Below are 26,432 nucleotides of genomic sequence, written 5' to 3' on the forward strand. Positions count from 1 at the left end.
GCTTGCCCGCGATGGGGCGCAACAATCTAGACCCTGATCTCAACCTCCCCCAAATGCCCGCCATACGGCCCGAAACTGCGCTCGACCATCCACCGTGAACCATCGGCCTGGACAATCAGCGCGGTACTCGCCCGGGTGCCATACGTGGGGCTGACGATAAACACGCTGGACAACAGGCTTTCGGTCGCCAGGCCCACGCCGGTGTCCGGCAAGTCGGCTAACGGCGCGATTTGCGAGTCAGCCAGCAGTGCCAACAGTGCCTGTGGTTGGTGGTCGTCGAGCACCTCGGTCAGGGCTGCCCTGGCCTTGAGCAGCTTGGGCCAGGGCGTATCCAGCCCGGCATTCGACAGTCCATAGACTCCGGCTTCCAACCGGGTCGGTGCGGTCTGCAGGGCATTGAAGTGCCACAGTTCATGCAGGTTGCCGACCAGCAGGTTGAACCCGGCATATTCCACGGATCTGCCGACAACGTCGGCCAAATAGTCGGCAATCGGCATTTCGCCCGTGAGAAACCGTGCCACCAGTTCACCCCGCGAGCGGCGGGCCGCAGGTTGGTGCGGGTTGCGGATATTGGTCAACGCGGCGAAGCGCCCATCGGCACCGACTCCCAGCCAGGTGCCACCGGCCTCCAGGTCACGGCCGGCGTACACCTGCGGGGCTTCGGGCCATTGCGCCAGCGGCAGGCTGGGGCGGGCATAGAACTCGTCACGGTTGGCCGCGACGACCAGGGGCGTGGGGTGATCCGGGCGCCAGGCGAAAACAATCAGGCACATAAGGTGGTCCTTGTGCGTTTTTCACTCACTTTACGCAGACATCGCTCATCGATCCATCGCCTTGCACAGTGGAGCCTTGGCCCATGCATCCGTTACCATGCGGCACTTATTTTGGGGGTGCAGTCATGGAATTTCTGCTCTATCTGGTGTTGGGCGCCTGTGCAGGCGTGTTGGCCGGGCTGTTTGGCGTGGGTGGCGGGATCATTATCGTCCCGGTGCTGGTATTCAGTTTCACCTTGCAGGGCTTCGATGCGGCGGTGCTGACCCACCTGGCCGTCGGCACCTCGCTGGCAACGATCATCTTTACCTCGATCAACGCCGTGCGTGAGCACCAGCGCAAAGGCGCGGTGCGCTGGCCGATCTTTCTCTGGATGACCTTGGGGATTCTCCTGGGTGCCGGGTTCGGGGCGCTGACCGCCGAAGCGATCTCAGGCCCCAACTTGCAGAAAATCATTGGTGTGTTCGCCCTGGTGATCGCGGTGCAGATGGCCTTGGAGCTCAAGCCCAAGGCCAGTCGAACCGTTCCCGGCAAGGTCGGCCTGACCCTGGCCGGCAGCGTGATTGGCTGGGCGTCGGCGATTTTCGGCATTGGTGGCGGCTCGCTGACCGTGCCGTTCCTGACCTGGCGCAGCGTGCCGATGCAGCAAGCAGTGGCCACTTCATCGGCCTGCGGCCTGCCGATCGCGTTGGCCAGTGCATTGAGTTTCATGATTCTGGGCTGGCATGACCCCCTGTTACCCGCTCATAGTCTGGGGTTCATTTATCTGCCGGCGCTGCTGGGCATTGCCCTGACCAGCATGCTGTTCGCCCGCTTCGGTGCGCGACTGGCCCACCGGCTGTCGCCGCGGTTGCTGAAAAGACTGTTTGCCGTTTTGCTGTTGTGCGTGGGGCTGAGCTTCCTGCTCTGACGCGCGGCGCAATCCTGGCTTAATCCTGGCGTGACACGGTCGCGCCAGGAATTTTAAGTTTCAACTCTAACGAGGAGTCGCAATGCTGCCTTACCCGCAGATTGACCCGGTGGCCCTGGCCATTGGCCCGCTGAAAATCCACTGGTACGGCCTGATGTACCTGGTCGGCATTGGTGGTGCCTGGCTGCTGGCGTCGCGCAGGTTGAACCGCTTCGACCCGACCTGGACCAAGGAAAAGCTCTCCGACATGGTCTTCTGGATGTCGATGGGCGTGATTCTCGGTGGCCGTCTGGGTTATGTGCTGTTTTACGACCTGAACGCTTACCTGGCCAATCCGACGCTGATTTTCGAAGTGTGGAAGGGCGGCATGTCGTTCCATGGCGGGTTTATCGGCGTGATGCTGGCGGCGTTGTGGTTCGGTAAGAAGAACGGCAAGTCGTTCTTCCAACTGATGGACTTCGTCGCGCCCATGGTGCCGATTGGCCTGGGGGCCGGGCGTATCGGCAACTTCATCAACGCCGAATTGTGGGGCAAGGCGACCGACGTGCCGTGGGCCATGGTCTTCCCGGCATTCAGCGACCCGTCGCAGTTGCCGCGCCACCCGTCGCAGCTGTACCAGTTCGCGCTGGAAGGCGTGGCACTGTTCGTCATTCTCTGGTTGTTCTCGCGCAAGCCGCGGCCGACCATGGCGGTATCCGGGATGTTTGCGCTGTTCTATGGCATCTTCCGTTTCATCGTCGAATTCGTCCGCGTGCCGGACGCGCAACTGGGCTATCTGGCCTGGAACTGGCTGACCATGGGTCAGGTGCTGTGCGTACCGATGATCGTCGGCGGGCTGTTCCTGATCTGGCTGGCTTATCACCGCGCCCCGGCCGCTCCGGTTGCCCCGGCAGCCTGATTCGCCGCGCTCTACATTCGAACCCCGGAGCGTTTGCCCCGGGTTCAAGGACACAGGTAATACATGAAGCAATATCTCGATCTGGTCGCCCACGTCATCAAGAACGGCACCAAGCAAGCCAACCGCACCGGCGTGAACACCATCAGCTTTCCCGGTGCGATGCTGCGTTATGACCTCAAGGAAGGTTTCCCGGCGATCACCACCCGCAAGATGGCCTTCAAGTCCGCCATCGGCGAGATGTGCGGCTTCCTGCGTGGGGTGAACAACGCCGCCGAATTCCGCGCCCTGGGCTGCAAGGTCTGGGACCAGAACGCCAACGAAAACGCCCAGTGGCTGGCCAACCCCTTCCGCCAGGGCGAAGACGACCTGGGCGAGATCTACGGTGTGCAATGGCGCAAGTGGCCGGCGTACAAGCAGATCCCGCTGAGCAACCCGGCGGCCATCGAGCAGACCCTGAACCAGGGCTACCGGCAGATCGCCGAGGGCGAGGAAGACGGCCAGGCCTACGTGGTGCTGTACAAGGCCATCGACCAGGTTCGCCAGTGCGTCGACACCATCATCAAGGACCCGGGCAGCCGCCGCATCCTGTTCCACGGCTGGAACTGCGCCCAGCTCGATGAAATGGCCCTGCCGCCGTGCCACTTGCTGTACCAGTTCCACCCGAATGTCGAGACGAAGGAGATTTCCCTGACCCTCTACATTCGCTCCAACGACCTGGGCCTGGGCACGCCGTTCAACCTCACCGAAGGCGCCGCGCTGCTGAGCCTGATCGGTCGCCTGACCGGCTACACGCCGCGCTGGTTCACCTATTTCATCGGTGACGCCCACGTCTACGAAAACCACCTGGACATGCTCAACGAACAGCTCACGCGCGAGCCGTTCCCGATGCCGAAACTGGTGATTTCAGACCGCGTGCCGGAGTTCGCCAAGACCGGTGTGTACCAGCCGGAATGGCTGGAGTTGATCGAGCCAAGCGATTTCTCGCTGGAAGGCTATGAGCACCACGCGCCAATGACCGCGCCGATGGCGGTTTAACGCCTCACGTAGCCCCTGTAGGAGCGAGCTTGCTCGCGATGGACGTGAACGATGACGCGCACTGTCTGGAAGTATGCGTCGTCCTTGAGTTCATCGCGTGCACTTGAGCGTCGACCGGCTGCTCCTACAGGGGGTATGTGGTGTTCTCAATGGCCGTGACTGCGGCCCACATGGGAATGCTCAACCTCCGCCGCCGCCACCCCGCCGCTGACTTCCAGCCGCTGCAATATCCCGCACTGCTCGATATCCGGCTCTTCGCTGCAGCGTTGGCGCAGGTCGAGCAGTTGCGCCTGCAGGGCCAGCAATCCGTCGATCCGCGCCTTGACGTGATGGATGTGCTCGTCGATCAGCGCATTCACGCTTTCGCACTGGTCCTGCGGACTGTCGCGCAAGGCCAGCAGGCTGCGAATTTCTTCGAGGGTCATGTCCAGGGTGCGGCAGTTGCGGATGAACGTCAGGCGCTCGGCGTGGGCCTGGGTGTAGACGCGGTAGTTGCCGTCGCTGCGGGCCGGCTCCGGCAGCAGGTTTTCGCGCTCGTAGTAGCGAATGGTTTCGACAGCGCAGTCGGTCAGTTTTGCCAGTTCCCCGATCTTCATCGCAACAATCTCCAAAAAGGGTGCTTGACCCTATAGTGGCTACAGGGTCTTTACTTGGCAACAGGCACCTTAATGGAATGGACGCGACCTTATGAGCGATTCCCTGCACACCCACAAACCCGGCGCTGAGCACGAGCACAGCCACGGGGCAAAACTTCAGCCTGTGAAAAAACACGATCACGCCAGCCATGGTGGTTCCTGCTGTTCTAGTACGGCGGCACCTGCGGTGGTGAAAATCAGTGGGGCGCCCACTGACGGCGCGCGCCTGAGTCGTTTCCGCATCGAGGCCATGGACTGCCCGACCGAGCAGACGCTGATCCAGAACAAGCTGGGCAAGCTCGAAGGTGTGCAGCAACTGGAATTCAACCTGATCAACCGCGTGCTGGGCGTGACCCATGACCTGCCGGGCACGAAACCGATCATCGACGCCATCAAGGCCATCGGCATGGTGGCCGAGCCGATCGAGGAGGGCGCAGATGCCGATGACAACCGTCCGGCCCCGGTGAAAAAGCACTGGTGGCCGCTGGCGGTGTCGGGCGTCGGTGCCCTGGCCGCGGAAGTGATTCACTTCACCAGCGCCGCGCCGACTTGGGTGGTGGCGATTGTCGCGCTGGTTTCCATCCTCTGCGGTGGTCTGGGCACCTATAAAAAGGGCTGGATTGCCCTGAAGAACCTCAACCTGAACATCAATGCACTGATGAGTATCGCGGTGACCGGTGCCGTGCTGATCGGGCAGTGGCCGGAAGCGGCGATGGTGATGTTCCTGTTCACCGTGGCCGAGCTGATCGAAGCCAAATCCCTCGACCGCGCGCGCAATGCCATCAGCGGGCTGATGCAGATGACCCCGGAAAAGGTCACTGTGCGACAAGAGGACGGCAGCTGGGTCGAACGCGAAGCCAAGCAGGTCGATCTGGGTGCGCTGGTGCGGGTGCGTCCCGGCGAGCGCATTGGCCTGGACGGCGAAGTCACGTCTGGCAGCTCGACGATTGACCAGGCGCCGATCACCGGTGAAAGCCTGCCCGTCGAAAAAACCGTCGGCGACAAGGTCTTCGCTGGCACCATCAACCAGTCCGGCTCCCTGGAATTCACCGTCACCGCCGCCGCCAACAACTCGACCCTGGCGCGGATCATTCATGCCGTGGAAGAGGCCCAGGGCGCGCGGGCGCCGACCCAGCGTTTCGTCGACAGCTTCTCGAAAATCTACACGCCAGTGGTGTTCGTCTTCGCCCTCGGCGTGGCGCTGATCCCGCCGTTGTTCATGGGGGCGGCGTGGTTCGAGTGGATCTACCGCGCGTTGGTGCTGCTGGTGGTCGCGTGCCCTTGTGCGCTGGTGATTTCCACCCCGGTGACCATCGTCAGCGGCCTGGCGGCCGCGGCGCGCAAAGGTATTCTGATCAAAGGCGGCGTGTACCTGGAGGGCGGCTACAAGCTGGATTACCTGGCACTCGACAAGACCGGCACCCTGACTCATGGCAAGCCGGTGCAGACCGATTACCTGTCTCTGGACCCCACGGTCGATGCCAGTGCGCTGGTCCTTGCCGCCAGCCTGGCCAGGCGTTCGGACCACCCTGTGTCGCTGGCCATCGCCAATGAAGCTGTGGATAAACAACGGTCGCTGTTGCCTGTGGATAACTTCGAGGCACTGACCGGGCGGGGTGTGCGTGGCGAAATCGACGGTCAGCTCTACCACCTGGGCAACCACCGTCTGGTGGAGGAGTTGGGCCTGTGCTCGCCAGCCCTGGAAGAAAAACTCTTCGCCCTGGAAAAGCAGGGCAAGACCGTGGTGCTGTTGCTCGACACTTCTGGCCCGCTGGCGCTGTTCGCCGTGGCCGATACGGTCAAGGACACCAGTCGCGAAGCGATCCGGCAGCTCCATGCGCTGGGGGTGAAAACCCTGATGCTCACCGGTGACAACCCGCACACCGCGCAGGCCATTGCGGCTCAGGTGGGCATCGACCAGGCACAGGGCGACTTGCTGCCGACCGATAAGCTCAAGGCCATTGAAGCCTTGTACGCCCAGGGACATCGTGTCGGCATGGTCGGGGACGGCATCAACGATGCGCCGGCGCTGGCCCGGGCCGAGATCGGGTTTGCCATGGCCGCGGCCGGCACCGATACCGCGATTGAAACCGCTGACGTGGCGTTGATGGACGACGATCTGCGCAAGATTCCGGCGTTTATCCGGCTGTCGCGCCAGACCTCGAGCATCCTCACGCAAAATATCGCGTTGGCCCTGGTCATCAAGGCGATCTTTCTTGGGGTAACCTTCTTCGGCCTCGCCACCATGTGGATGGCGGTGTTTGCCGACATGGGCGTGGCCTTGTTGGTGGTGTTCAATGGTCTGCGCCTGCTGCGCAAGTAAATGAAGAGAGGGTGATGTGCTGAGTGCCGAGCTGAAGGCGTTTTACATGGTCGCGCGTCTGGGCAGTATTACCCTGGCGGCGAAAAAGCTCGGCCTGAGCCAACCGACGGTCACCACCCAGATCCGCCATCTGGAAAGCCAGTATTCGGTGGAACTGTTCTACCGCGGTGGTCGCCGGCTGACCGTCAGTGACGAAGGCTCGCGCCTGCTGCCGATGGTCAAGGCCCTGTTGCAGCAGGAGGCGGATATCGAGTTTTTCCTGCGCAACAGCGGCCAGGTCCAGGGCGCCCTGCGCATTGCCGCCACCGCGCCGTATTACATCCTCGACCTGGTGAAGACGTTCCGCGAGCGCTTGCCGCAGGTGGAGGTCTCGATGGAAATCGGCAACTCCCAGCAGGTACTGGAAGCCCTCGAGGACTATCGGGTCGACCTCGCGGCCTCGTCGCAATTGCTCGAAGACCCGCGGTTGATCCGCCGGGTACTCGGCACCGACCCCTTGGTGCTGGCGGTGCATCGCAACCACCCGTTGGCGGGCCATGATCATGTCCCCTTGAGTGCGCTGGTCGGTCACACCTTGTTGATGCGCGAAAACGGTTCGACCACCCGGCGCCTGACCGAGGAGTTGCTGGCCAGCGCCGGGGTGAGTTTCGGCCCGTTGCTGGAAATCGGCAGCCGTGAATCGATCCGTGAAGCGGTACTGCGCAACATCGGCATCAGCATCATCGCCCGCCAGGAAGTGCCCCATGACCCGCAACTGCAGGTGCTGACCATCGAAAACGCCCCGCAGATCCCGGAATACCTGTACTGCCTCAAAGAGCGCAAGAATGCCCGCTTGCCCGCTGCGTTCCTGGGGTTGGCGCAGGAAATGGCCCCGGCCTGATGATCGTTCTCACCTTGTGGCGAGGGAGTGCGAACCGGCCGACGGGGGCAAGCCCTAATGGCCTTGGTAGGAGCGAGCGTGCTCGCGATGGACGTTAACAATAACGCGTGTTTTCTGATTAACCGCGTTGCTCTTGGGTTCATCGCGAGCACGCTCGCTCCTACAAAAAATGCGATTTCACCTCCTTAACTGACTGGCATTAGGGCAAGCCCGCTCGCCATAACCCAAATCCTCCAATACCACTATCGGCAGTTTTTGCCTCACTGCCACATGAACTACGCATTCGCTCCCTAGGATGGCCTGCATCTGCTTGATGAGGTCCGTCCATGAATCACTCGAACGCAATTGCCCAGGCTGTCCCCGGCATCCCGATGAAGGTGCGCAGCATTGAAAAGCGTTTCGGCGCTTTCATCGCGCTGGATAACGTTTCGCTGGATGTCCAGGCTGGTGAGCTGGTGTGCCTGCTCGGGCCGTCGGGTTGCGGCAAGACCACCTTGCTGCGCTGCATCGCCGGCCTGGAGCGCCAGGATCATGGCCAGTTGTACCTCGGTGAGCGCGACGTGTCCTTGCTGGCACCCCAGGCTCGGGACTACGGGATTCTGTTCCAGTCCTACGCCTTGTTCCCCAACCTGACTGTCGAAGCCAACATTGCCTACGGCCTGGCCGGCAGTGGCCGTGAGGAAGTGCGCAAGCGGGTGGCGCAGATGCTGGAGCTGGTGGGCCTGATCGGCAGTGAGAAAAAATACCCCGGTCAATTGTCCGGCGGTCAGCAGCAGCGCGTGGCACTGGCCCGCGCCTTGGCGCCGGCGCCATCGTTGTTGCTGCTGGACGAGCCAATGTCGGCGCTCGATGCCCGGGTGCGCGAGCACCTGTGCACCGAGTTGCGCCAGCTGCAACGCAATCTCGGCATCACCACCCTGATGGTCACCCACAATCAGGACGAGGCCATGCTGATGGCCGACCGCATTGCCGTGATGAACAACGGCAAGGTCGAGCAGTACGCTACCCCCCAGGAAATCTACAATCGTCCGGCCACCCCTTTCGTGGCCGAGTTCGTCGGCCAGGGCAACTGGTTGCCGTTCCAGCGCAACAGCGACAGCCATGCGCAGGTCGGCGGGATGAATGTGCGCCTGGCCGACAACGCCAGCAAGGCCGCGTCGGGACGGCTGTTCTGCCGCCCGGAAGCCATCAGCATCAACCCGCTGGTGCATGAGGAAAATCTGTTTCCGGCCAGGGTTCGCGAAATCACCTTCCTGGGCAATCGCTGCCGGATGAGTTTCGAACTCAATCATCTGCCCGGCCATGCGCTGCTGGCCGAGCTGGCGCCCGAGGCCATGCCGCGCCTCGGCGCGCAGGACATCATGGTCGCCCTGCCGCCGCGCAGCCTGCAGGTGTTTGCCTGATGAGCGCGCAGATTGCCCTGCCGATACCGCGCAAGCAGGTTCGGCAGACCTCCCGCGCCGAGATCGGTGACCGGGTGTTCGTGGTCGGTGGCAAGCTGTTGCTGCTGTGCCTGCTCAGCGTCGCGGTATTGATGCCGCTGCTGGCCATCTTCTGGCGCGGTTTCAGCAACGATGCCGGGCAGGGCGGTGGCCTGGTGGCCGCCCGCGAACTGCTGACCAGCGCCAATTTTCACTGGTTGCTGGGCAACAGCCTGAAAGTGTCCCTCAGCGTGGCGTCCATCGTCGTGCCGCTGGCCTACCTGTTTGCCTACGCTCTGCAACGCACGCTGATTCCCGGCAAGGCAATCTGGCGGGGCCTGTCGCTGCTGCCACTGATGGCGCCGTCGATGCTGCCCGGTATCGCACTGGTCTATCTGTTCGGCAACCAGGGCCTGTTGCGCGGGCTGCTGTCGGAAAACATCTACGGCTTCTGGGGCATCGTCCTGGGTGAAGTGATCTACACCTTTCCCCACGCCTTGATGATCCTGCTGTCGGCATTGTCCCTGGCCGATGCGCGCCTGTTCGATGCCGCCTCGAGCATGGGCGCCAGTCCGGCCAAGGCGTTTCGCAGCATCACCTGGCCGGCGACCCGGCAAGCGGTGTTCGCCGCATTCTGCCTGGTGTTCACCCTGACCATTACCGACTTCGGGGTGCCGGTTGTAGTCGGTGGCGACTATCAAGTGCTGGCGCTGGAAGCCTACAAGGCCGTGGTCGGTCAGCAACAATTCGGGCGCGGAGCCTTGATCGGCATGGTGCTGCTGTTGCCGGCACTGCTCAGCTTCGCGGTTGACGCCTGGTTGCGTCGTCGCCATGGCGACTCCATGAGCGGCCGGGCGCAAGTCTTCCTGCCGGCGCCGTCACGTCTGCGGGATGGCTGCTACCTGACCATCGTGCTGCTGGTCTGCGCCGCGCTGCTGCTGGTGTTCGGCATGGCGGTGTACTCGTCGCTGGTAAAGTTCTGGCCGTATAACCTGTCGCTGTCGTTCAAGCACTACCAGTTCGGCGACACCGCCGGTGGCGGCTGGCTGGCCTATGGCAACAGCGTGAAGATGGCCCTGTGCACGGCGTTGATCGGCAGCGTGTTGATCTTCACCGGCGCCTACCTGATGGAAAAAACCCGTGGCCAGCGCGGCCTGAACCTGGCGCTGCGCATGCTCAGCTTCGTACCGATGGCGGTACCCGGCCTGGTCCTGGGCCTGGGCTACGTGTTCTTCTTCAACCTTAGCGGCAACCCGCTGCACGTGCTCTACGGAACCATGACCCTGCTGGTGGTGTGCACCATTGCCCACTACCTGACCACCGCGCAAATGACCGCGACCACCGCGCTGCGCCAGCTCGACGCGGAGTTCGAGGCCGCCGCGCTGTCGCTCAAGGCACCGCTGTACCGCCACTACCTGCGCGTCACGGTGCCGATCTGTCTGCCGGCGCTGCTGGACATCGTGCGCTACCTGTTCGTCTCGGCCATGACCACCGTCTCGGCGGCGATCTTCCTCTACAGCCCCGACACCATCCTGGCGGCGGTGGCGGTGCTGAACATGGACGATGCCGGGAATGTCGGCGGCGCTGCCGCGATGTCGACCCTGATCCTGTTCACCTCGGCGGGCGTGTCCTTGCTCCTGGCTTGGGCTTCGCGCGGTTTGCTGCGTCGCTCCCAGGCCTGGCGGCAGACCGCGCCCGGCAACTGATCGCCCTCACACAAGTAACCCCTCTGATCCGCACTCAAAAGGAACCGCACCATGTTCAAGCCCTTGGCTCTAGCCGCTGCTGTCCTCACTGCTTTCAGCATGAACGCCTTCGCCGCGAAAACCGAACTGACGGTGTACACCGCCCTGGAGGCCGAGCAGCTGAAAACCTACAAGCAGGCGTTCGAGGCGGCCAACCCGGACGTCGAGATCAAGTGGGTGCGCGATTCCACCGGCATCATCACGGCCAAGCTGCTGGCCGAAAAAGCCCGTCCGCAGGCCGACGCAGTCTGGGGCCTGGCGGCGTCGAGCCTGGCGATCCTTGACCAGCAGGGCATGCTGCAAAGCTACGCACCGAAGGACCTGGGCAAGATCGGTGGCAACTACCGCGATGCCGCCAACCCACCCGCCTGGGTGGGCATGGACGTGTGGGCCGCGACCATTTGCTTCAATACCGTCGAGGCCGAGAAGCAAGGGTTGACCAAGCCGGTGAGCTGGCAGGACCTGACCAAGCCGGAATACAAAGGCAAGATCGTCATGCCGAACCCGGCTTCGTCCGGCACTGGTTTCCTCGATGTCAGCGCCTGGCTGCAAACCTTCGGCGAGAAGCAGGGCTGGCAGTACATGGACGACCTGCACCAGAACATCGGCCAGTACGTTCACTCCGGCTCCAAGCCGTGCAAGCTGGCCGCGGCGGGTGAGTTCCCGATCGGTATTTCCTTTGAATACCCGGCCGTGCAGCTCAAGCGTCAGGGCGCGCCACTGGACATTGTCCTGCCGAAAGAAGGCCTGGGCTGGGAAATCGAGGCCACCGCCGTGATCAAGGGCACCCCTCATGAAGAGGCGGCGAAGAAACTCGCCGACTTCTCCGCCAGCCCTGCCGCGATGGAGCTGTACAAGGAAAACTTCGCGGTGCTGGCGCAGCCGGGTATCGCCAAGCCACAGACCGAACTGCCGGCCGACTACGAGCAGCGCCTGATCAAGAACGACTTCGCCTGGGCCTCGAAAAATCGTGACGAGATCCTCAGCGAATGGCGCAAGCGTTATGACGGCAAGTCCGAGAAAGTCGCTGCCAAATAGCTGATGCAAATCCCTGTGGCGAGGGAGCTTGCTCCCGCTCGGCCGCGCAGCGGTCGCAAAACCGATGAATGCATTCCTCCTGAAGGGCTTCGTTAGCTGGTTTTTGGACTGCTTTGCAGTCCAGCGGGAGCAAGCTCCCTCGCCACGGGGGATCTCAGTCGTGCTCAAGCTTTTTCAGGACATGAACATGGAAAATCACAGCGACATTCTGATCGTCGGCGCCGGAATCCTGGGTCTGTCTCATGCTTATGCGGCGGCCCGCCGCGGTTTGAAGGTCAGGGTCTTCGAACGCAGCGCCACGCCTTTGGGCGCCTCGGTGCGCAATTTTGGCCAGGCTCTGGTCACGGGCCAGCCGCCTGGCCAGATGCTCGAGCTGGCCAAGGCCAGTCGCGAGATCTGGGGCCGATGGGCACAGCTTGCCGGTTTGCCGCTCAAGCGCAACGGTTCGTACCTGTTCGCTCGAACCGAAGCCGAGGAACACTTGCTGGAAGCATTCTGTGAGGGGCGCGCCGTCGAGCACGGTTACCGTGTCGAACTGCTGCGCGGTACCGCGTTGCGCAACCTGTACGGCGGCCGGTTCAGTCACCACCGCGCAGCCTTGCATGGCCTGGATGACCAGCAGCTGTACTCGCGCGAAGCGATCCCGGCCTTGATCGACTACCTGCGTCGCGACCTTGGCGTGGCGTTCCACTTCTCGACCCTGGTGCGCGATGTCGAACCCGGTCGTGTACGCAGCACGGCGGGCAGCTTCACCGGCGAGCAGATCATCGTCTGCTCCGGCCATGACTATCAGACCCTGCTGGCCGATTCGATCGCCGCGCTCAAGCCGCAAATCTGCCGCCTGCAGATGCTCCGTGCCCGGCCGCAGGCCAACCTTGACCTGCAACACGCCTTGCTCACCGGATTGAGTTGCGTGCACTACGGCGCCTTCGCCGACTTGCCGCAAGCGCAGGCGGTGCGGGCGCAGATCCTGCGTGAAACACCCCACCTGCATGAACAGGGTATTCACCTGTTGATCAGCCCGACACCCCATGGCGAACTGATCATCGGCGATTCCCACCACTATGGCAGCGACCCGTCACCGTTCAATGCCGAGCAGGTGGACGACTGGATGATCGAGCTGGCCGAGCAGACGCTGGGTTGCAAGGTGCAAGTGGTCGAACGCTGGCAGGGCGTCTATGGCGCTCAAGGGCCGGCACCCTTTTCGTTTTTGCAGGCGGCGCCCGGCGTGCATGCGGCATTGATGCACACCGGCGTGGGCATGAGTGTCGGGCCGGCAATGGCCGAACGTAATCTCGGAACGCTATTGGGGGAGCACTGATGGGCCGCAATGAGCAGGTGATTGCCGAGGTGTTCGGCTTGTACGAGCGCTTGGGTGCCAGTGACTACATCGGCGAGCCAGTGTCACAGATCGAGCACATGTCCCAGGCGGCGGAGCTGGCCATGGCCGAGGGGTTCGACGATGAAGTAATACTGGCGGCGTTCTTCCACGACATCGGGCACCTCTGCGCCGAGAATGCGGAGAACATGGGGGGCTTCGGGGTGGTCAGCCATGAACGCCTCGGCGCCGACTACCTGCGTTGCCTGGGTTTTGGCGAGCGCATGGCGCGACTGGTCGAGTATCACGTCCAGGCCAAGCGCTACCTGACGCTGACCGAGCCGGGGTACTACGAGCGCCTGAGCGAAGCCAGCCGTCGTACGCTGGAGTATCAGGGTGGGGTGATGACGCCCGCCGAAGCCGAAGCGTTCAAGCAAGACCCGCTGTGCGCCGTCAGCTTGCGCATGCGTCAGTGGGATGAGCAGGCGAAGGAGATGCGAGTGCCGGTGATCGATCTCGAGATTTTGAAGGCGAAGGCGTTTGCAGTGTTAGCGGCCTGACATTCATTTGGAACATGAGATGGGAAGATTGGAGGTCAGAGGCTGTAGTTGATTCCTACGGGAGTTGGCGACGAAGCTGGCAGGCTTTTCGCGTGGGGCCGCCTAGCTTTGTTGACCCTTTTACGTAAGAGAAACAGCCATGCGTTACTTGAAAATTACCGCTCAGGATCGCAGCGGAAATCATCGTGCAGACACGGTCCTTTTGCATTTCTTCGAATCTGTGGAGAGTGGTGACGACGAACTGATCCACAAGGCCTATGCGCTGGATATCACGGCCGATGGCAAGGCTGACTTTCTGGTTGGCGACGTCAATAACGACGGTAAGGAGGACACCAGGGATGAACACCTGTTAAAGAAATTCGCAGACGCCTACTTGCAACTGAACTGGTTTAATCCGGGCGATACCTGGGCACGTTACTTGAAGATATTCGTCGAGGACTTCGCCCAGGACGGCTCCCCCGATACCGTGCGCCTGCATTTCCACCAAGGGATGGGCAAGCCGACGGATGAAACCATCGTCTATACCGCCTCGGCTTACGACACTAATCATGATGGCAAACTGGATTCGCTGATTCACTTCGACATGAACAACGACGGCAACATTGGTGCAGTGGATCGGCGACTGGTCACGCTGCTGAGCAATGCCTATTTAAAGTTCAACTGGAAGTAGCAGGGCGCAGGCGACACGTGGGAGCAGGCCGGCATAGGCGTTCGAGACTCAAGCCTCGATCACCTTCTGCGCCAACACCTCGATCTGCTCCTGGCGTTCCGCCTGGCTCAACTTTGCATGGGGATTGAGCGACGACCATTGCGGATGCGCCCGGGCCTTGGTCAAGGCTTCGGGTAACTTGCCCTCACGCCAGCTTTTATCCTGCGGCGTATCTACCTTGATGCTGTCCATCGCCGCATGCCCACGCCGGTTCAACGCCTGCAGCAATTGCCGCTGACGCAACGCCAGCAGGCGCAGCACGCTGTCATCGACGGTCAACTCACGTTGCCCTTTGATCTTGCCCAGCAAACGACTGCCATAACTGCGCGCGGTTTGCAGGGCGCCGCCGGCAATCGCGCCAGCCAATGCCGCTGCGCCGAGGGTCAGGCCGCCGACCAGCAAGTCCACACCGGCACCGGCCGCCGCCCCCGCCGCGATCCCGCCGCCGACCCGCACCCCCAGTTGCTTGAGGGTTTCGGGGTTGAACAGGTCATCGCCCCAGCGGCCATCCAGCAATGGCAGGTCGCTGGTGGCGGCGTCCTGTGGGCGGAAAGCGTAGAGCTTGAGCAGTGCCTCGACGCAGCGTTGTTCGCGCTGACGCACGGCTTTGCGCAGTTCGCTGATGGCCTGCTGTTCTTGTTCGGCCTCACTGGCCACGCTGCGCCGGCAGGCCGCGCAGTCGATCAGCAGTTCAGCGATCAGGCGTGCCGCACTGTGTCGGCGGGCTTCACGTTGTGCCTGCTGGTCGGCAATCAGACGCTCAAGCTGGCCGCGAGCGCTTTCCAGCAACAACGCCAGGCTTTCATACAGCCGGCGCTCGCCATCCTCGGGGGGAGCCACGCTGTCGAAGCGCACCAGCGCATGCAGGCCCAGGCGGGCCAACGCTTCGCGCCAGTCCGGCTCGCGGTGATTGGCGCTGCTGACGAAGTTCAGCACCGGCAGCAGCGGTTTGCCGCAGCTGGCCAGCACTTCCAGTTCGTCACGGTACTTGGCCAGCACCGGCTCGCGGGCATCGATCACATACAGCCCGGCATCGGAGGCCAGCAACTGACGCAGGACCTTGGCTTCCTGTTCAAAGCGTTGCCGCGCCTCGCTGCCCTCCAGGAACCGCGCCAGCCGCGCCGGGCCGTCGAGACGTTCGCCGGGGCGCTCCAGCTGTTCCAGGTAGTCGAGCAGGGCGATGGCGTCTTCCAACCCCGGTGTGTCATAGAGTTCGAGCAAGGCTTCGCCATCCACCGATAACCGGGCGCCTTCGACGTGGCGGGTGGTGCTGGGGCGATGGGACACCTCACCGAACCCGACATCCCGGGTCAGGGTACGCAGCAAGGAGGTTTTGCCGACATTGGTGTGGCCAACCACGGCGAGCTTCAAGGCTCTGTTTTTAGCCTCAGTCATGACCCGACTCCAGCCAGTTTATCGGCGCGCACTCGGCGACGGGCAATTGCAACTGTTGTAGCGCTTCATGCCAGTCACCCAGGCGTTCGGCGTCCAGTGCCTGGCCCGCCGGGGCTTGCAGCAACCAGACACGGGTGGCGCTGGCGCAGCGGGCAAGTTCAGCGATCAGCGCCAGGCTGCCACGGTCCGGCGAGCGGCGGGGGTCACAGGCGATGGCCAGGCGCGCCGGTGGGAAACGGGTCAGTTGTTCCAGGAGCTTATGTCGCGACTCGCGGCTGTCGAGAATGCCGGCGTCTTTGACGTTGCCGGGCAGTTGCGGTGGCCACGGGCGCTGGTCGTCCAGTTCGATGGCGACCAGCAGCGCACCGTCGCTGTCCAGGGCGCTGGCGCCACCATTGACCGGATGCAGCTGTTCAGGCGCGGCATCGTTGACCCCGAGGCGTTCGCTGCTCGGCATCAAGCGTTCGCGCAGTTGTGCGTAGCCAGGCAGGCTCAGGTCCAGGTGCAGACCTGCGCGTGCACTTGTCCAGCGCCACAGGCAGAACAGTGCCAGCAGCAGCCGCGGCACCACGCCGTACACCAGCACCACGCCGACCAGCCAGCCCGCCCAGGCGTGCCGGGCACTTTCAATGTTCAGGGCGGCATCGCCGCTGGCGCGGATCATCTCCACGGTCGGTACGCTGAACCCCAACAGCGCGGGCAGGGCGCCGAGGGCCTGGGTCATGGCGACGAACGTCTCGCCACTGAGGATGGTGGTCTCCCAGACGAACCCGTAGCGCCGGGTTGCCATCAGGGTGAGCGCGATGACCAGGGCGCTGAGCATCGCCACCAGCCACAGGCCGTTGACCAGCATGCCGAGCACCCAGCGATTGAGCTTGCGGCGTTGCAGCAACAGCAGCAGGGCGGGAGCCAGGTGTACGGTCTTGGCGTCGCGGGCCAGTTTTTCGCTGAGCCACAGCCAAAGGCGTCCGAGGGTGGCACCGTAGTCACCGGCCAGGACCAGGCCGAGGGCCCAGCTCAATAGCAGCATCAGGTTCAGCCCGAGCAGGCTGCCCAGGGCCCAGAATACGTTGACGGGAGTCTGGCCATCGCCCAGCGCGGCAAACGCCAGGCCGGCACCGCTGATGACCGCCAGCGCGGCCAGCACGATCAGCGCCAGCCGCGCCCCTTGCAGCCAGTGATGCAGGGCGCCGGTCAGGCCATCGCGTTCGGCCAGCCTGAGTGCCCGGGCCGCAAGGCGGGTCGACAGTTCGCCACCGGCGCTGCGGGCCAGGCGGCTGGCTTCGGTGTCCTCCAGAGCACCGGCGTGCTCCTCGCGCAAGCGCACGGCTTCCGTCAGCCAGAGTGTTTGCAGGGGTGTCAGTTCAGTCACGCGTCATCCCGTCGCTTAAGTGAGTGGTGAGCATAACCGCTGTGGCGCTTATCGGGGAAAGCGAGGCTCTGGTATCCTCCTCGCCATGAAAAAAACACTCCCCCTCAGCCTGATCGCAGCCCTCGGTGAAAACCGTGTGATCGGCGTCGACAACAGCATGCCCTGGCACTTGCCGGGGGATTTCAAATACTTCAAGGCCACCACGCTGGGCAAGCCGATCATCATGGGGCGCAAGACCTGGGATTCTCTCGGTCGTCCGCTGCCGGGCCGGTTGAATCTCGTGGTCAGTCGTCAGGCCGATCTGTACCTGGAAGGCGCGGAAGTCTATCCGTCGCTGGAAGCCGCCGTGGAGCGGGCACAAGCGTGGGCGCTGGAGCAGGGCGTCGATGAGCTGATGCTGATTGGCGGTGCGCAGTTGTATGCGCAAGGTTTGGCACAAGCCGATCGGTTGTACCTGACCCGCGTGGCATTGAGCCCCGAGGGTGATGCGTGGTTTCCGGAGTTTGACGTGAAGCAGTGGAAACTGGTGTCGGACACGCCGAATCCGGCTGAAGGTGACAAACCGGCGTATAGCTTTGAGGTGTGGGAAAGAAGCTGAAAGCTTCAAGCCACAAGCTGCAAGTAAAAGCCGATTGAGACCGTTCCCACGCGGGAGCGTGGGAACGATCTGTTGGCTTAAGCGTGCGCCAGCTCCTCATGCTCATCCGCATGCAGCACTTCTTTATCCGTCTGCTGCATGATCTGGCTGGTGATTGCGCCAGCGGTCATCGAGCCACTGACGTTCAGCGCCGTACGGCCCATGTCGATCAGCGGTTCAACCGAGATCAGCAACGCCACCAGTGACACCGGCAAGCCCATGGCCGGCAGCACGATCAGCGCCGCGAAGGTGGCGCCACCCCCGACACCGGCAACGCCGGCCGAACTCAGGGTCACAATCGCTACCAGGGTTGCGATCCACAGCGGGTCCAGCGGGTTGATGCCCACGGTCGGCGCGACCATCACCGCCAACATCGCCGGATACAGGCCGGCACAGCCGTTCTGGCCAATGGTTGCGCCAAACGAAGCGGCGAAGCTGGCGATCGACTGCGGAATGCCCAGGCGGCGGGTTTGCGCCTCGATGCTCAGCGGAATGCTCGCCGCACTGGAGCGGCTGGTGAAGGCGAAGGTCAGCACCGGCCAGACTTTGCGGAAGAAGCGCAGCGGGTTGATCCCGGCCAGCGCGACCAACAGCCCGTGAACCACAAACATCAGGCCCAGGCCGATGTACGACACCACCACGAAGCTGCCCAGTTTGATGATGTCCTGCAGGTTGGAACCGGCGACCACCTTGGTCATCAGCGCCAATACACCGTAAGGGGTCAGCTTCATCACCAGGCGGACCAGACGCATCACCCAGGCTTGCAGGGTGTCGATGGCGTTGATCACTTTCTGACCTTTTTCCACGTCATCCTTGAGCAGTTGCAGCGCGGCAACCCCCAGGAAGGCGGCGAAAATCACCACGCTGATGATCGAGGTCGGCTTGGCCCGGGCCAGGTCGGCGAACGGGTTCTGCGGAATGAACGACAGCAGCAACTGCGGGATGTTCAGGTCCGCGACCTTGCCCGCGTAGTCGGTCTGGATGGCTTGCAGGCGGGCCATTTCCTGAGTGCCGGCCACCAGGCCTTCGGCGGTCAGGCCGAACAGGTTGGTCAGGCCGATGCCGATCAACGCTGCAATGGCGGTGGTGAACAGCAGGGTGCCGATGGTCAGGAAGCTGATCTTGCCCAGCGATGCCGCGTTGTGCAGGCGCGCTACGGCACTGAGGATCGAGGCAAACACCAACGGAATCACGATCATCTGCAGCAACTGCACGTAACCGTTGCCCACCAGATCGAACCAGCCGATCGAGGCTTTGAGTACCGGGTTGCCGGCACCGTAAATCGTGTGCAGGGCAACCCCGAACACCACGCCCATCACCAGGGCGAGCAGGACTTTCTTGGCCAGGCTCCAGGTGGTGTGGCGGGTTTGTGCCAGGCCGAACAGCAAGGCGAGGAACACCAGCAGATTGAGGATCAGCGGCAGATTCATTGAGACTCCAAAAAGACTTGTGCCAATCGCAGTGCGGGGCGATTGCGAACCGGCAAGCCTAACAGCTTGAAATCTAATGAATTAATATCAAAAACGCATGGTGACTGTCGTTTTTGGAATAAGGGCGTGACGCTGTGGGTTATGCCGATGACGGAATCAGCATGCAAGCGGTCGTGCCCAGACGAGGAGCGTCACACTAATTTGTTAGCGTCGATGGCTTTCATTCAGGGAGAAATGCACATGAAAGTCGCCGCGAACCTGTTAGCCGTCGCCATGTGCCTGGGCCTTGCCGGCCAGGTGTCTGCCACCGATCTCAAGCATTGGCCCGAGGCACAGGCCAGGCAACTGGACGCGATGATCGCGGCCAACGCCAACAAGGGTAACTACGCGGTGTTCGACATGGACAACACCAGTTACCGTTACGACCTTGAAGAGTCGCTGTTGCCGTTCATGGAAAACAAGGGCCTGATCACCCGCGAGAAACTCGATCCCTCCCTGAAACTGATCCCGTTCAAGGACACGGCCGACCACAAGGAAAGCCTGTTCAGCTACTACTACCGTCTGTGCGAACTCGACGACATGGTCTGCTATCCGTGGGTCGCCCAGGTGTTCTCCGGCTTCACCCTCAAGGAACTCAAGGGCTACGTCGATGAGCTGATGACGTCCGGCAAGCCGGTACCGAGCACTTACTATGAAGGCGACGTGGTCAAGACGATTGAGGTCAACCCGCCGAAAATCTTCACCGGCCAGAAAGAGCTGTACAACAAGCTGATGGACAACGGCATCGAGGTGTACGTCATGACCGCCGCCTCGGAAGAGCTGGTGCGCATGGTCGCCTCCGATCCGAAGTACGGCTACAACGTCAAACCGCAAAACGTGATCGGCGTGACGATGATGCTCAAGGACCGCAAGAGCGGCGAACTGACCACGGCGCGCAAGCAAATCACCGCCGGCAAGTATGAGGAGAAGGCCAACCTGGGCCTCGAACTGACCCCTTACCTGTGGACCCCGGCTACCTGGATGGCTGGCAAGCAGGCGGCCATCCTGACCTACATCGACGAATGGAAAAAACCGGTGCTGGTGGGCGGCGATACACCGACCAGTGACGGCTACATGCTGTTCCACGGCGTCGACACGAGCAAGGGTGGCATCCACTTGTGGGTCAACCGCAAGGACAAATACATGGCCCAGATCAACGGCATGATGGCGAAAAACGCGGCAGCCCAGGCCAAGGAAGGTTTGCCGGTGACAGCGGACAAGAACTGGGTGATCGTCAAACCGGAAGACATCCAGTAAGCACTGCGATGATCGTTCCCACGCGGGAGCGTGGGAACGATCAAAGTATTTCGATAAGGCAAAAAAATCCCCCGCACTTGGCGGGGGATTTTTGTTTGCGACTGACGATTACAGCCCGTCGAGCATCGCCTTGTTGCGCACCGCACCCTTGTCGGCACTGGTGGCCAACAGGGCATAGGCTTTCAGTGCGGTGGTCACTTTACGCGGGCGCACTTCAACCGGTTTCCAGCCTTTCTTGTCCTGCTCGGCACGGCGTGCGGCCAGTTCCTCGTCGCTGACCAACAGGTTGATCGAGCGGTTCGGGATGTCGATCAATACCTTGTCACCGTCCTGCACCAGGCCGATGGCACCGCCGGCAGCGGCTTCCGGTGAAGCGTGGCCGATGGACAGGCCCGAAGTACCGCCAGAGAAACGGCCGTCGGTGAGCAAGGCGCAGGCTTTGCCCAAGCCTTTGGATTTCAGGTAGGACGTCGGGTAGAGCATTTCCTGCATGCCCGGGCCGCCTTTCGGGCCTTCGTAGCGAATGATCACGATGTCGCCGGCCTTTACTTCGTCGGCGAGGATGCCGCGTACGGCGCTGTCCTGGCTTTCGAAGATCTTCGCGTTGCCTTCGAACACATGGATCGACTCGTCGACACCCGCGGTCTTCACCACACAGCCGTCCAGGGCGATGTTGCCATACAGCACGGCCAGGCCACCTTCTTGCGAATAGGCGTGCTCGAAGCTGCGGATACAGCCGTTTTCACGGTCGTCGTCCAGGGTTTCCCAGCGGGTCGACTGGCTGAACGCGGTCTGGGTCGGGATGCCCGCAGGACCGGCCTTGAAGAAGTGATGCACGGCTTCGTCGGTGGTCTGGGTGATGTCCCACTTGGCGATGGCTTCTTCCATGCTGCGGCTGTGCACGGTCGGCAGGTCGGTGTGCAGCAGGCCGCCACGGGCCAGCGAACCGAGGATGCTGAAGATGCCGCCGGCGCGGTGGACGTCTTCCATGTGGTACTTCTGGATGTTCGGCGCGACTTTGCACAGTTGCGGAACGTGACGCGAAAGGCGGTCGATGTCCTTCAGGTCGAAGTCGATCTCGGCTTCCTGGGCGGCGGCCAGCAGGTGCAGGATGGTGTTGGTCGAACCGCCCATGGCGATGTCGAGCATCATGGCGTTCTCGAACGCCTTGAAGTTGGCGATGTTGCGCGGCAGGACCGATTCGTCGTTTTCGCCGTAGTAGCGCTTGCACAGTTCGACGATGGTACGGCCGGCCTGCAGGAACAGCTGCTCGCGATCGCTGTGGGTGGCCAGTGTCGAGCCGTTGCCCGGCAGGGCCAGGCCCAGTGCTTCGGTCAGGCAGTTCATCGAGTTGGCGGTGAACATGCCGGAGCAGGAACCGCAGGTCGGGCAGGCGCTGCGCTCGTACTCAGCGACCTTCTCGTCAGAAGCGCTGGAGTCGGCGGCGATGACCATGGCGTCGACCAGGTCCAGGCCGTGGGAGGCGAGCTTGGTCTTGCCGGCTTCCATCGGACCGCCGGAGACGAAAATCACCGGGATGTTCAGGCGCAGGGCCGCCATCAGCATGCCGGGGGTGATCTTGTCGCAGTTGGAGATGCAGACAATGGCGTCGGCGCAGTGGGCGTTGACCATGTATTCGACGGAGTCGGCGATGATCTCGCGGCTCGGCAGCGAATAGAGCATGCCGTCATGGCCCATGGCGATGCCGTCATCGACCGCGATGGTGTTGAATTCCTTGGCTACGCCGCCAGCACGCTCGATCTCGCGGGCAACCAGCTGGCCCAGGTCCTTGAGGTGGACGTGGCCCGGTACGAATTGGGTGAACGAGTTGGCAATGGCGATGATCGGCTTTTTGAAGTCGTCATCTTTCATCCCCGTGGCGCGCCACAGGGCGCGAGCACCGGCCATGTTGCGACCGTGGGTGGATGTTTTCGAGCGGTAATCAGGCATGGAGCACTCCGGGCGGCAAATCAGGTATCAAATGGGGAGTGAGCTTCTATTGACCTCGGGAACACCCGGAAATGGCCGTGTGTCCGAAAGCTGCCGATGACTGTGCGGGATCGCCGCGCGCCTCAGCCTGAGCTCATAAACCCGCCGGGGGATGACTGGCGATGAATCGTTCGATTCTACACCGCTGGAGGCTGGAGGGAATGCCGGCGAGCACGAGCGGGCGGCATATACCATTGTAGGAGCGAGCGCGCTCGCGAAAAACGCCAACGATGACGCGTTGTGACTGATAGATCACGGTGCCAGATGTTTTTTCGCGAGCACGCTCGCTCCTACAGGGGGAACCGACACATCCGGACCCATTGCCACAACGACAACCCTCTTCTTCCAGCTTACCGTTTCTCTTCCGTCACCGAGGAGGACAATGGAATGTCCGATACGCCACATGCCCATCACTTACGTGCCGGCCGTTATTCAGAATCCGGCCGCATCTACTTGCTCACGGCCGTCTCCCATCAACGACAACCGATCTTCAATGATTGGCGAATGGGTCGCCTGGTGGTGAGTCAACTCCGAAAAGCTCAAGAAACCGGCGCTGCCGACTCATTGGCCTGGGTAGTCATGCCAGATCACCTTCACTGGCTGGTTGAGTTACGCAACGGTGATTTGCCGAAATTAATGCAAGTGACGAAATCTCGCTGTGCACGGCTCATCAATCAACAACGAGGCTGTTATGCACCTGTATGGCAAAAGGGATACTTCGATCGGGCCCTGCGTCGCGAGGATGACCTCAAGGTGATGGCCCGCTACATCATTGCCAATCCATTGCGAGCAGGACTGGTTACAAGTCTCGGCGACTATCCGCTGTGGGATGCCATCTGGCTCTGAAACATTCCCAGGCAAATACGGCTCGCTGTAGGAGCGAGCTCGCTCGCGAAGAACGTCAACGATAATGCAGCGCTTCTGGAAGCCCGCGTCGCCGATGCGCTTTTCGCGAGCAAACGGAGCGCCGCCCGGCTCGCTCCTACAGTGAATCTAGCCGTCAGCTGTTAGGCAACAACCGGCAGGTAATGCTCTTGATATAGCGGGTTTCGGCGATGGCCGGGTGTACCGGGTGGTCCGGGCCCTGGCTGCCACGCTCAAGCAGCTGGATGTTGCGGTCCAGATGGCGGGCGCTGGTCAGCAGGATGTTCTGCAGGTCGTCTTCGGGCAGGTGCATCGAGCACGAAGCGCTGACCAGGATGCCGTCCTTGGTGAGCAGGCGCATGGCTTGCTCGTTCAGGCGGCGGTAGGCGCCTTCACCGTTCTTCATGTCTTTCTTGCGTTTGATGAACGCCGGCGGGTCGGCCACGATCACGTCGAAACGCTCTTCGCTGGCTTTCAATTCCTTGAGGGCTTCGAACACGTCGCCTTCGATGCAGGTCATCTTGTCGGCAAAGCCGTTCAGCGCGGCGTTGCGCTCGACGCCGTCGAGGGCGAAGGCCGATGCGTCGACGCAGAACACTTCACTGGCGCCGAATGCGGCAGCTTGCACGCCCCAGCCGCCGATGTAGCTGTACAGGTCCAGTACGCGTTTGCCTTTGGCATACGGTGCCAGGCGCGCGCGGTTCATGCGGTGGTCGTAGAACCAGCCGGTTTTCTGTCCCTGGATGACCGGCGCTTCGAACTTCACGCCGTTCTCTTCCAGGGCTACCCACTCCGGCACCAGGCCGAACACGGTGTCGACGTAGCGCTCGAGGCCTTCGGCGTCGCGTGCCGCGGAGTCATTCTTGAACAGGATGCCGCTCGGCTTGAGCACTTGGGTCAGCGCGGCGATCACGTCTTCTTTATGGGCTTCCATGGTCGCCGAAGCGATCTGTACCACCAGGATGTCGCCGAAACGATCGACTACCAGGCCCGGCAACAGGTCGGAATCGCCGTAGACCAGGCGGTAGAACGGCTTGTCGAACAGGCGGTCACGCAGCGACAGGGCCACGTTGATGCGGTGTACCAGCAGCGACTTGTCGAGCGGCAGCTTGATGTCGCGCGACAGCAGGCGCGCACAGATCAGGTTGTTCGGGCTCATGGCGACGATGCCCAGGGGCTTGCCACCGGCAGCTTCCAGTATCGCTTGATCGCCCGCCTTGAAGCCGTGCAGTGGGGTGGCGGCTACGTCGATTTCGTTACTGTAGACCCACAGGTGACCGGCGCGCAGGCGACGGTCGGCGTTGGCTTTGAGGCGCAAGCTTGGCAGGGACATGACGTCGCTCCAGGTGAAAAAAAGAGCGGGATTATAGCGCTAGATGGGGGCTTGCAGCGCGGTTGTTTATAGGCGTTGCGTCGGACAGATCGCCCATGTGGCGGTTTTTTTCCGCTAGAATCGATCACTTGCCCAGAGTGAGTACTTATGTCCCAAGAGCTATCTTCCGAACAGATCCAGCAGGCCCTGCAAGGCATCAGCGTACCGCCTCAACCGCAAATCATGGTGGATTTGCAGATGGAGCAGTACATGCCCGACCCGGACCTGGAAGTGATCGCGAAGCTGATCTCCCAGGACCCCGGCCTCTCTGGCGCCTTGCTGAAAATCGTCAACTCGCCGTACTTCGGCTTGAGCAACAAGATCGCGTCGATCCAGCGTGCGGTAAACCTGCTGGGCAGCCGTTCGGTGATCAACATGATCAACGCGCAGTCGATCAAGGGCGAGATGAATGACGACACCATCGTCACCCTCAACCGGTTCTGGGACACCGCCCAGGATGTGGCGATGACCAGCTTGAGCCTGGCCAAGCGCATTGGCTCGCAGGCGGTGGACGAAGCCTACGCCCTGGGGCTGTTCCACGATTGCGGCGTGCCGCTGATGCTCAAGCGCTTCCCCAACTACATGTCGGTGCTGGAAGAGGCCTATGCCAGCGCGAGCGCCGAGTGCCGAGTGGTGGACACGGAAAACCGTGCGTTCAACACCAACCACGCCGTGGTCGGCTACTACACCGCGAAGTCCTGGCGCTTGCCGGAGCACGTGACCCACGCCATCGCCAATCACCACAATGCGCTGGCGATCTTCAGCGATGAGACGTCGCGCAACAGCCAGTTGAAGAACCTGCTGGCAATCCTGAAAATGGCTGAACACATTTGCGCGTCGTACCGGGTACTGGGCAGCCAGGTCGAAGATCATGAGTGGGACAGCATCGGGCATCTGGTGCTCGACTATGTCGGCCTCTCGGACTACGACTTCGAAAACCTCAAGCAGACGATTCGCGAACTCGGCGCTCACCACTGAGTGTCGGACCTTTCCTGAGCCGAGTACGCCATGCCCGAATTGCCAGAAGTCGAAACCACCCGCCGCGGTATTGCGCCCTACCTTGAAGGCCAGCGTGTCAGCCGCGTGATTGTGCGCGAGCGGCGCCTGCGCTGGCCGATCCCGGAGGACCTCGATGTACGCCTTTCCGGGCAGCGCATCGTGGGGGTGGACCGCCGTGCCAAGTATTTGCTGATCAATGCCGAAGTCGGCACCTTGATCAGTCACTTGGGCATGTCGGGTAATCTGCGCCTGGTGGAGATCGGGCTGCCAGCGGCCAAGCATGAGCATGTGGACATAGAGCTGGAGTCTGGCCTGGCCCTGCGCTACACCGACCCGCGACGCTTTGGCGCGATGCTCTGGAGTCTCGACCCGCTGCATCATGAATTGCTGATTCGCCTCGGGCCCGAGCCTTTGACCGACCTGTTCGACGGTGAGCGGTTGTTTCAGCTGTCGCGCGCACGCTCCATGGCGGTCAAGCCCTTCATCATGGACAACGCCGTGGTGGTGGGGGTTGGCAATATTTATGCGACCGAAGCGCTGTTTGCCGCCGGGATCGATCCGCGCCGCGAGGCCAAGGGGATTTCCCGGGCGCGCTATCTGAAGCTGGCGATTGAGATCAAACGCATTCTGGCCGCGGCCATCGAGCGTGGTGGCACCACCTTGCGTGACTTCGTTGGCGGTGACGGCCAGCCGGGCTACTTCCAGCAGGAACTGTTCGTCTACGGTCGGGGCGGCGAAGGCTGCAAGGTGTGCGGGACAGAGCTTCGAGAAGTGAAGCTGGGGCAGCGCGCGAGTGTGTTTTGCCCACGGTGCCAGCGCTGACAGCAGGGCGTGA

Annotated in this window: 23 protein-coding genes; 16 read left to right on the forward strand and 7 right to left on the reverse strand. The window is 62.1% G+C overall.

The genetic code is table 11. From position 1 onward, the window contains the following. Positions 1 to 26: 26 nt before the first annotated feature. Complete coding sequence (locus tag CKW07_RS16555) at positions 27 to 773, reverse strand: NRDE family protein (protein ID WP_095146002.1); 747 nt, start codon at positions 771 to 773, stop codon at positions 27 to 29. Positions 774 to 898: 125 nt separating this feature from the next. On the opposite strand from CKW07_RS16555, the gene CKW07_RS16560 reads away from it, so the two are divergent. From CKW07_RS16560 to CKW07_RS16570, 3 genes are all read left to right on the forward strand, one after another. Beyond that, a complete protein-coding gene (locus CKW07_RS16560; RefSeq protein ID WP_095146003.1) occupies positions 899 to 1,681 on the forward strand; it encodes a sulfite exporter TauE/SafE family protein in 783 nt (260 codons plus the stop codon). Between the two features lie 82 nt (positions 1,682 to 1,763). Continuing rightward, positions 1,764 to 2,579, forward strand: a complete 816-nt coding sequence (gene lgt, locus CKW07_RS16565; RefSeq protein WP_095146005.1) for a prolipoprotein diacylglyceryl transferase — start codon at positions 1,764 to 1,766, stop codon at positions 2,577 to 2,579. A 63-nt stretch (positions 2,580 to 2,642) separates the two neighbouring features. Beyond that, positions 2,643 to 3,614, forward strand: a complete 972-nt coding sequence (locus CKW07_RS16570; protein WP_095146007.1) for a thymidylate synthase — start codon at positions 2,643 to 2,645, stop codon at positions 3,612 to 3,614. A 146-nt stretch (positions 3,615 to 3,760) separates the two neighbouring features. Here the strand turns inward: CKW07_RS16570 and cadR are convergent, their stop codons facing one another. After that, the gene (gene cadR, locus CKW07_RS16575) at positions 3,761 to 4,210 is read right to left on the reverse strand and encodes a Cd(II)/Pb(II)-responsive transcriptional regulator (RefSeq protein WP_095083618.1); all 450 of its coding nucleotides are present in this window, start codon (positions 4,208 to 4,210) and stop codon (positions 3,761 to 3,763) included. A gap of 91 nt (positions 4,211 to 4,301) precedes the next feature. On the opposite strand from cadR, the gene CKW07_RS16580 reads away from it, so the two are divergent. The 8 genes from CKW07_RS16580 (at position 4,302) to CKW07_RS16615 (ending at position 14,204) form a co-directional block, all read left to right on the forward strand. Further along, a complete protein-coding gene (locus CKW07_RS16580; protein WP_095146009.1) occupies positions 4,302 to 6,572 on the forward strand; it encodes a heavy metal translocating P-type ATPase in 2,271 nt (756 codons plus the stop codon). A gap of 16 nt (positions 6,573 to 6,588) precedes the next feature. Further along, complete coding sequence (locus tag CKW07_RS16585; RefSeq protein WP_095146011.1) at positions 6,589 to 7,452, forward strand: LysR family transcriptional regulator; 864 nt, start codon at positions 6,589 to 6,591, stop codon at positions 7,450 to 7,452. A 326-nt stretch (positions 7,453 to 7,778) separates the two neighbouring features. Then, positions 7,779 to 8,855 (forward strand): putative 2-aminoethylphosphonate ABC transporter ATP-binding protein, encoded by a 1,077-nt coding sequence (locus CKW07_RS16590; RefSeq protein ID WP_095146013.1) that lies wholly within the window; start codon positions 7,779 to 7,781, stop codon positions 8,853 to 8,855. Further along, on the forward strand, positions 8,855 to 10,579 hold the full coding sequence (locus tag CKW07_RS16595) for a putative 2-aminoethylphosphonate ABC transporter permease subunit (protein ID WP_095146015.1): 1,725 nt from the start codon (positions 8,855 to 8,857) through the stop codon (positions 10,577 to 10,579). Before CKW07_RS16590 ends, CKW07_RS16595 begins: the two co-directional genes overlap by 1 nt. A 51-nt stretch (positions 10,580 to 10,630) precedes the next feature. After that, complete coding sequence (locus CKW07_RS16600; RefSeq protein ID WP_095083630.1) at positions 10,631 to 11,656, forward strand: putative 2-aminoethylphosphonate ABC transporter substrate-binding protein; 1,026 nt, start codon at positions 10,631 to 10,633, stop codon at positions 11,654 to 11,656. Between the two features lie 160 nt (positions 11,657 to 11,816). Continuing rightward, on the forward strand, positions 11,817 to 12,977 hold the full coding sequence (locus tag CKW07_RS16605; RefSeq protein ID WP_256577058.1) for a TIGR03364 family FAD-dependent oxidoreductase: 1,161 nt from the start codon (positions 11,817 to 11,819) through the stop codon (positions 12,975 to 12,977). Further along, positions 12,977 to 13,534, forward strand: coding sequence for a phosphonate degradation HD-domain oxygenase (locus CKW07_RS16610; protein ID WP_095146017.1), 558 nt, complete (start codon positions 12,977 to 12,979; stop codon positions 13,532 to 13,534). Before CKW07_RS16605 ends, CKW07_RS16610 begins: the two co-directional genes overlap by 1 nt. A 139-nt stretch (positions 13,535 to 13,673) precedes the next feature. Next, on the forward strand, positions 13,674 to 14,204 hold the full coding sequence (locus CKW07_RS16615) for a hypothetical protein (RefSeq protein ID WP_095146019.1): 531 nt from the start codon (positions 13,674 to 13,676) through the stop codon (positions 14,202 to 14,204). Positions 14,205 to 14,252: 48 nt separating this feature from the next. On the opposite strand, the gene CKW07_RS16620 is transcribed toward CKW07_RS16615, so the two are convergent. After that, positions 14,253 to 15,638 carry a GTPase/DUF3482 domain-containing protein gene (locus tag CKW07_RS16620; protein WP_095146021.1) on the reverse strand — a complete coding sequence of 462 codons (1,386 nt, stop codon included), beginning with the start codon at positions 15,636 to 15,638 and terminating at the stop codon, positions 14,253 to 14,255. Next, a complete protein-coding gene (locus CKW07_RS16625; RefSeq protein WP_095146023.1) occupies positions 15,631 to 17,010 on the reverse strand; it encodes a DUF2868 domain-containing protein in 1,380 nt (459 codons plus the stop codon). Before CKW07_RS16625 ends, CKW07_RS16620 begins: the two co-directional genes overlap by 8 nt. Before the next feature lie 85 nt (positions 17,011 to 17,095). Between CKW07_RS16625 and CKW07_RS16630 the strand changes: the two genes are divergently transcribed. After that, entirely contained in the window at positions 17,096 to 17,608 is a 513-nt protein-coding gene (locus CKW07_RS16630) for a dihydrofolate reductase (RefSeq protein ID WP_095146024.1), read from the forward strand. 77 nt (positions 17,609 to 17,685) lie between these two features. On the opposite strand, the gene CKW07_RS16635 is transcribed toward CKW07_RS16630, so the two are convergent. Further along, positions 17,686 to 19,077, reverse strand: a complete 1,392-nt coding sequence (locus CKW07_RS16635; RefSeq protein ID WP_095146026.1) for an L-cystine transporter — start codon at positions 19,075 to 19,077, stop codon at positions 17,686 to 17,688. Between the two features lie 240 nt (positions 19,078 to 19,317). On the opposite strand from CKW07_RS16635, the gene CKW07_RS16640 reads away from it, so the two are divergent. Further along, positions 19,318 to 20,373, forward strand: coding sequence for a phosphorylcholine phosphatase (locus CKW07_RS16640; RefSeq protein WP_095146028.1), 1,056 nt, complete (start codon positions 19,318 to 19,320; stop codon positions 20,371 to 20,373). A 108-nt stretch (positions 20,374 to 20,481) separates the two neighbouring features. Here CKW07_RS16640 and ilvD read toward each other — a convergent pair whose 3' ends face one another. Beyond that, entirely contained in the window at positions 20,482 to 22,323 is a 1,842-nt protein-coding gene (ilvD, locus tag CKW07_RS16645; RefSeq protein ID WP_095146029.1) for a dihydroxy-acid dehydratase, read from the reverse strand. Between the two features lie 426 nt (positions 22,324 to 22,749). On the opposite strand from ilvD, the gene CKW07_RS16650 reads away from it, so the two are divergent. Further along, positions 22,750 to 23,208, forward strand: coding sequence for a transposase (locus CKW07_RS16650; protein WP_095146031.1), 459 nt, complete (start codon positions 22,750 to 22,752; stop codon positions 23,206 to 23,208). Positions 23,209 to 23,362: 154 nt separating this feature from the next. Here the strand turns inward: CKW07_RS16650 and CKW07_RS16655 are convergent, their stop codons facing one another. Continuing rightward, positions 23,363 to 24,559 (reverse strand): class I SAM-dependent rRNA methyltransferase, encoded by a 1,197-nt coding sequence (locus tag CKW07_RS16655; RefSeq protein ID WP_095146032.1) that lies wholly within the window; start codon positions 24,557 to 24,559, stop codon positions 23,363 to 23,365. A gap of 147 nt (positions 24,560 to 24,706) precedes the next feature. Here CKW07_RS16655 and CKW07_RS16660 point away from each other — a divergent pair, with 147 nt between their 5' ends. Then, entirely contained in the window at positions 24,707 to 25,576 is an 870-nt protein-coding gene (locus CKW07_RS16660; protein WP_095081574.1) for an HDOD domain-containing protein, read from the forward strand. 30 nt (positions 25,577 to 25,606) lie between these two features. Beyond that, entirely contained in the window at positions 25,607 to 26,419 is an 813-nt protein-coding gene (mutM, locus tag CKW07_RS16665) for a bifunctional DNA-formamidopyrimidine glycosylase/DNA-(apurinic or apyrimidinic site) lyase (protein WP_095146034.1), read from the forward strand. Positions 26,420 to 26,432 lie beyond the last annotated feature (13 nt).

It is taken from the genome of Pseudomonas sp. Irchel s3b6 (genome assembly GCF_900187415.1).
In the GTDB taxonomy this organism is placed as follows: Bacteria; Pseudomonadota; Gammaproteobacteria; order Pseudomonadales; family Pseudomonadaceae; genus Aquipseudomonas.

Excerpts from the sequence above, each read along its gene's own strand:
- CKW07_RS16555 (WP_095146002.1), bottom strand. The coding sequence starts at position 773 with ATGTGCCTGATTGTTTTCGCCTGGCGCCCGGATCACCCCACGCCCCTG.
- CKW07_RS16560 (WP_095146003.1), top strand. The coding sequence starts at position 899 with ATGGAATTTCTGCTCTATCTGGTGTTGGGCGCCTGTGCAGGCGTGTTG.
- lgt (WP_095146005.1), top strand. The coding sequence starts at position 1,764 with ATGCTGCCTTACCCGCAGATTGACCCGGTGGCCCTGGCCATTGGCCCG.
- CKW07_RS16570 (WP_095146007.1), top strand. The coding sequence starts at position 2,643 with ATGAAGCAATATCTCGATCTGGTCGCCCACGTCATCAAGAACGGCACC.
- cadR (WP_095083618.1), bottom strand. The coding sequence starts at position 4,210 with ATGAAGATCGGGGAACTGGCAAAACTGACCGACTGCGCTGTCGAAACC.
- CKW07_RS16580 (WP_095146009.1), top strand. The coding sequence starts at position 4,302 with ATGAGCGATTCCCTGCACACCCACAAACCCGGCGCTGAGCACGAGCAC.
- CKW07_RS16590 (WP_095146013.1), top strand. The coding sequence starts at position 7,779 with ATGAATCACTCGAACGCAATTGCCCAGGCTGTCCCCGGCATCCCGATG.
- CKW07_RS16595 (WP_095146015.1), top strand. The coding sequence starts at position 8,855 with ATGAGCGCGCAGATTGCCCTGCCGATACCGCGCAAGCAGGTTCGGCAG.
- CKW07_RS16600 (WP_095083630.1), top strand. The coding sequence starts at position 10,631 with ATGTTCAAGCCCTTGGCTCTAGCCGCTGCTGTCCTCACTGCTTTCAGC.
- CKW07_RS16610 (WP_095146017.1), top strand. The coding sequence starts at position 12,977 with ATGGGCCGCAATGAGCAGGTGATTGCCGAGGTGTTCGGCTTGTACGAG.
- CKW07_RS16615 (WP_095146019.1), top strand. The coding sequence starts at position 13,674 with ATGCGTTACTTGAAAATTACCGCTCAGGATCGCAGCGGAAATCATCGT.
- CKW07_RS16620 (WP_095146021.1), bottom strand. The coding sequence starts at position 15,638 with ATGACTGAGGCTAAAAACAGAGCCTTGAAGCTCGCCGTGGTTGGCCAC.
- CKW07_RS16630 (WP_095146024.1), top strand. The coding sequence starts at position 17,096 with ATGAAAAAAACACTCCCCCTCAGCCTGATCGCAGCCCTCGGTGAAAAC.
- CKW07_RS16635 (WP_095146026.1), bottom strand. The coding sequence starts at position 19,077 with ATGAATCTGCCGCTGATCCTCAATCTGCTGGTGTTCCTCGCCTTGCTG.
- CKW07_RS16640 (WP_095146028.1), top strand. The coding sequence starts at position 19,318 with ATGAAAGTCGCCGCGAACCTGTTAGCCGTCGCCATGTGCCTGGGCCTT.
- ilvD (WP_095146029.1), bottom strand. The coding sequence starts at position 22,323 with ATGCCTGATTACCGCTCGAAAACATCCACCCACGGTCGCAACATGGCC.
- CKW07_RS16650 (WP_095146031.1), top strand. The coding sequence starts at position 22,750 with ATGTCCGATACGCCACATGCCCATCACTTACGTGCCGGCCGTTATTCA.
- CKW07_RS16655 (WP_095146032.1), bottom strand. The coding sequence starts at position 24,559 with ATGTCCCTGCCAAGCTTGCGCCTCAAAGCCAACGCCGACCGTCGCCTG.
- CKW07_RS16660 (WP_095081574.1), top strand. The coding sequence starts at position 24,707 with ATGTCCCAAGAGCTATCTTCCGAACAGATCCAGCAGGCCCTGCAAGGC.
- mutM (WP_095146034.1), top strand. The coding sequence starts at position 25,607 with ATGCCCGAATTGCCAGAAGTCGAAACCACCCGCCGCGGTATTGCGCCC.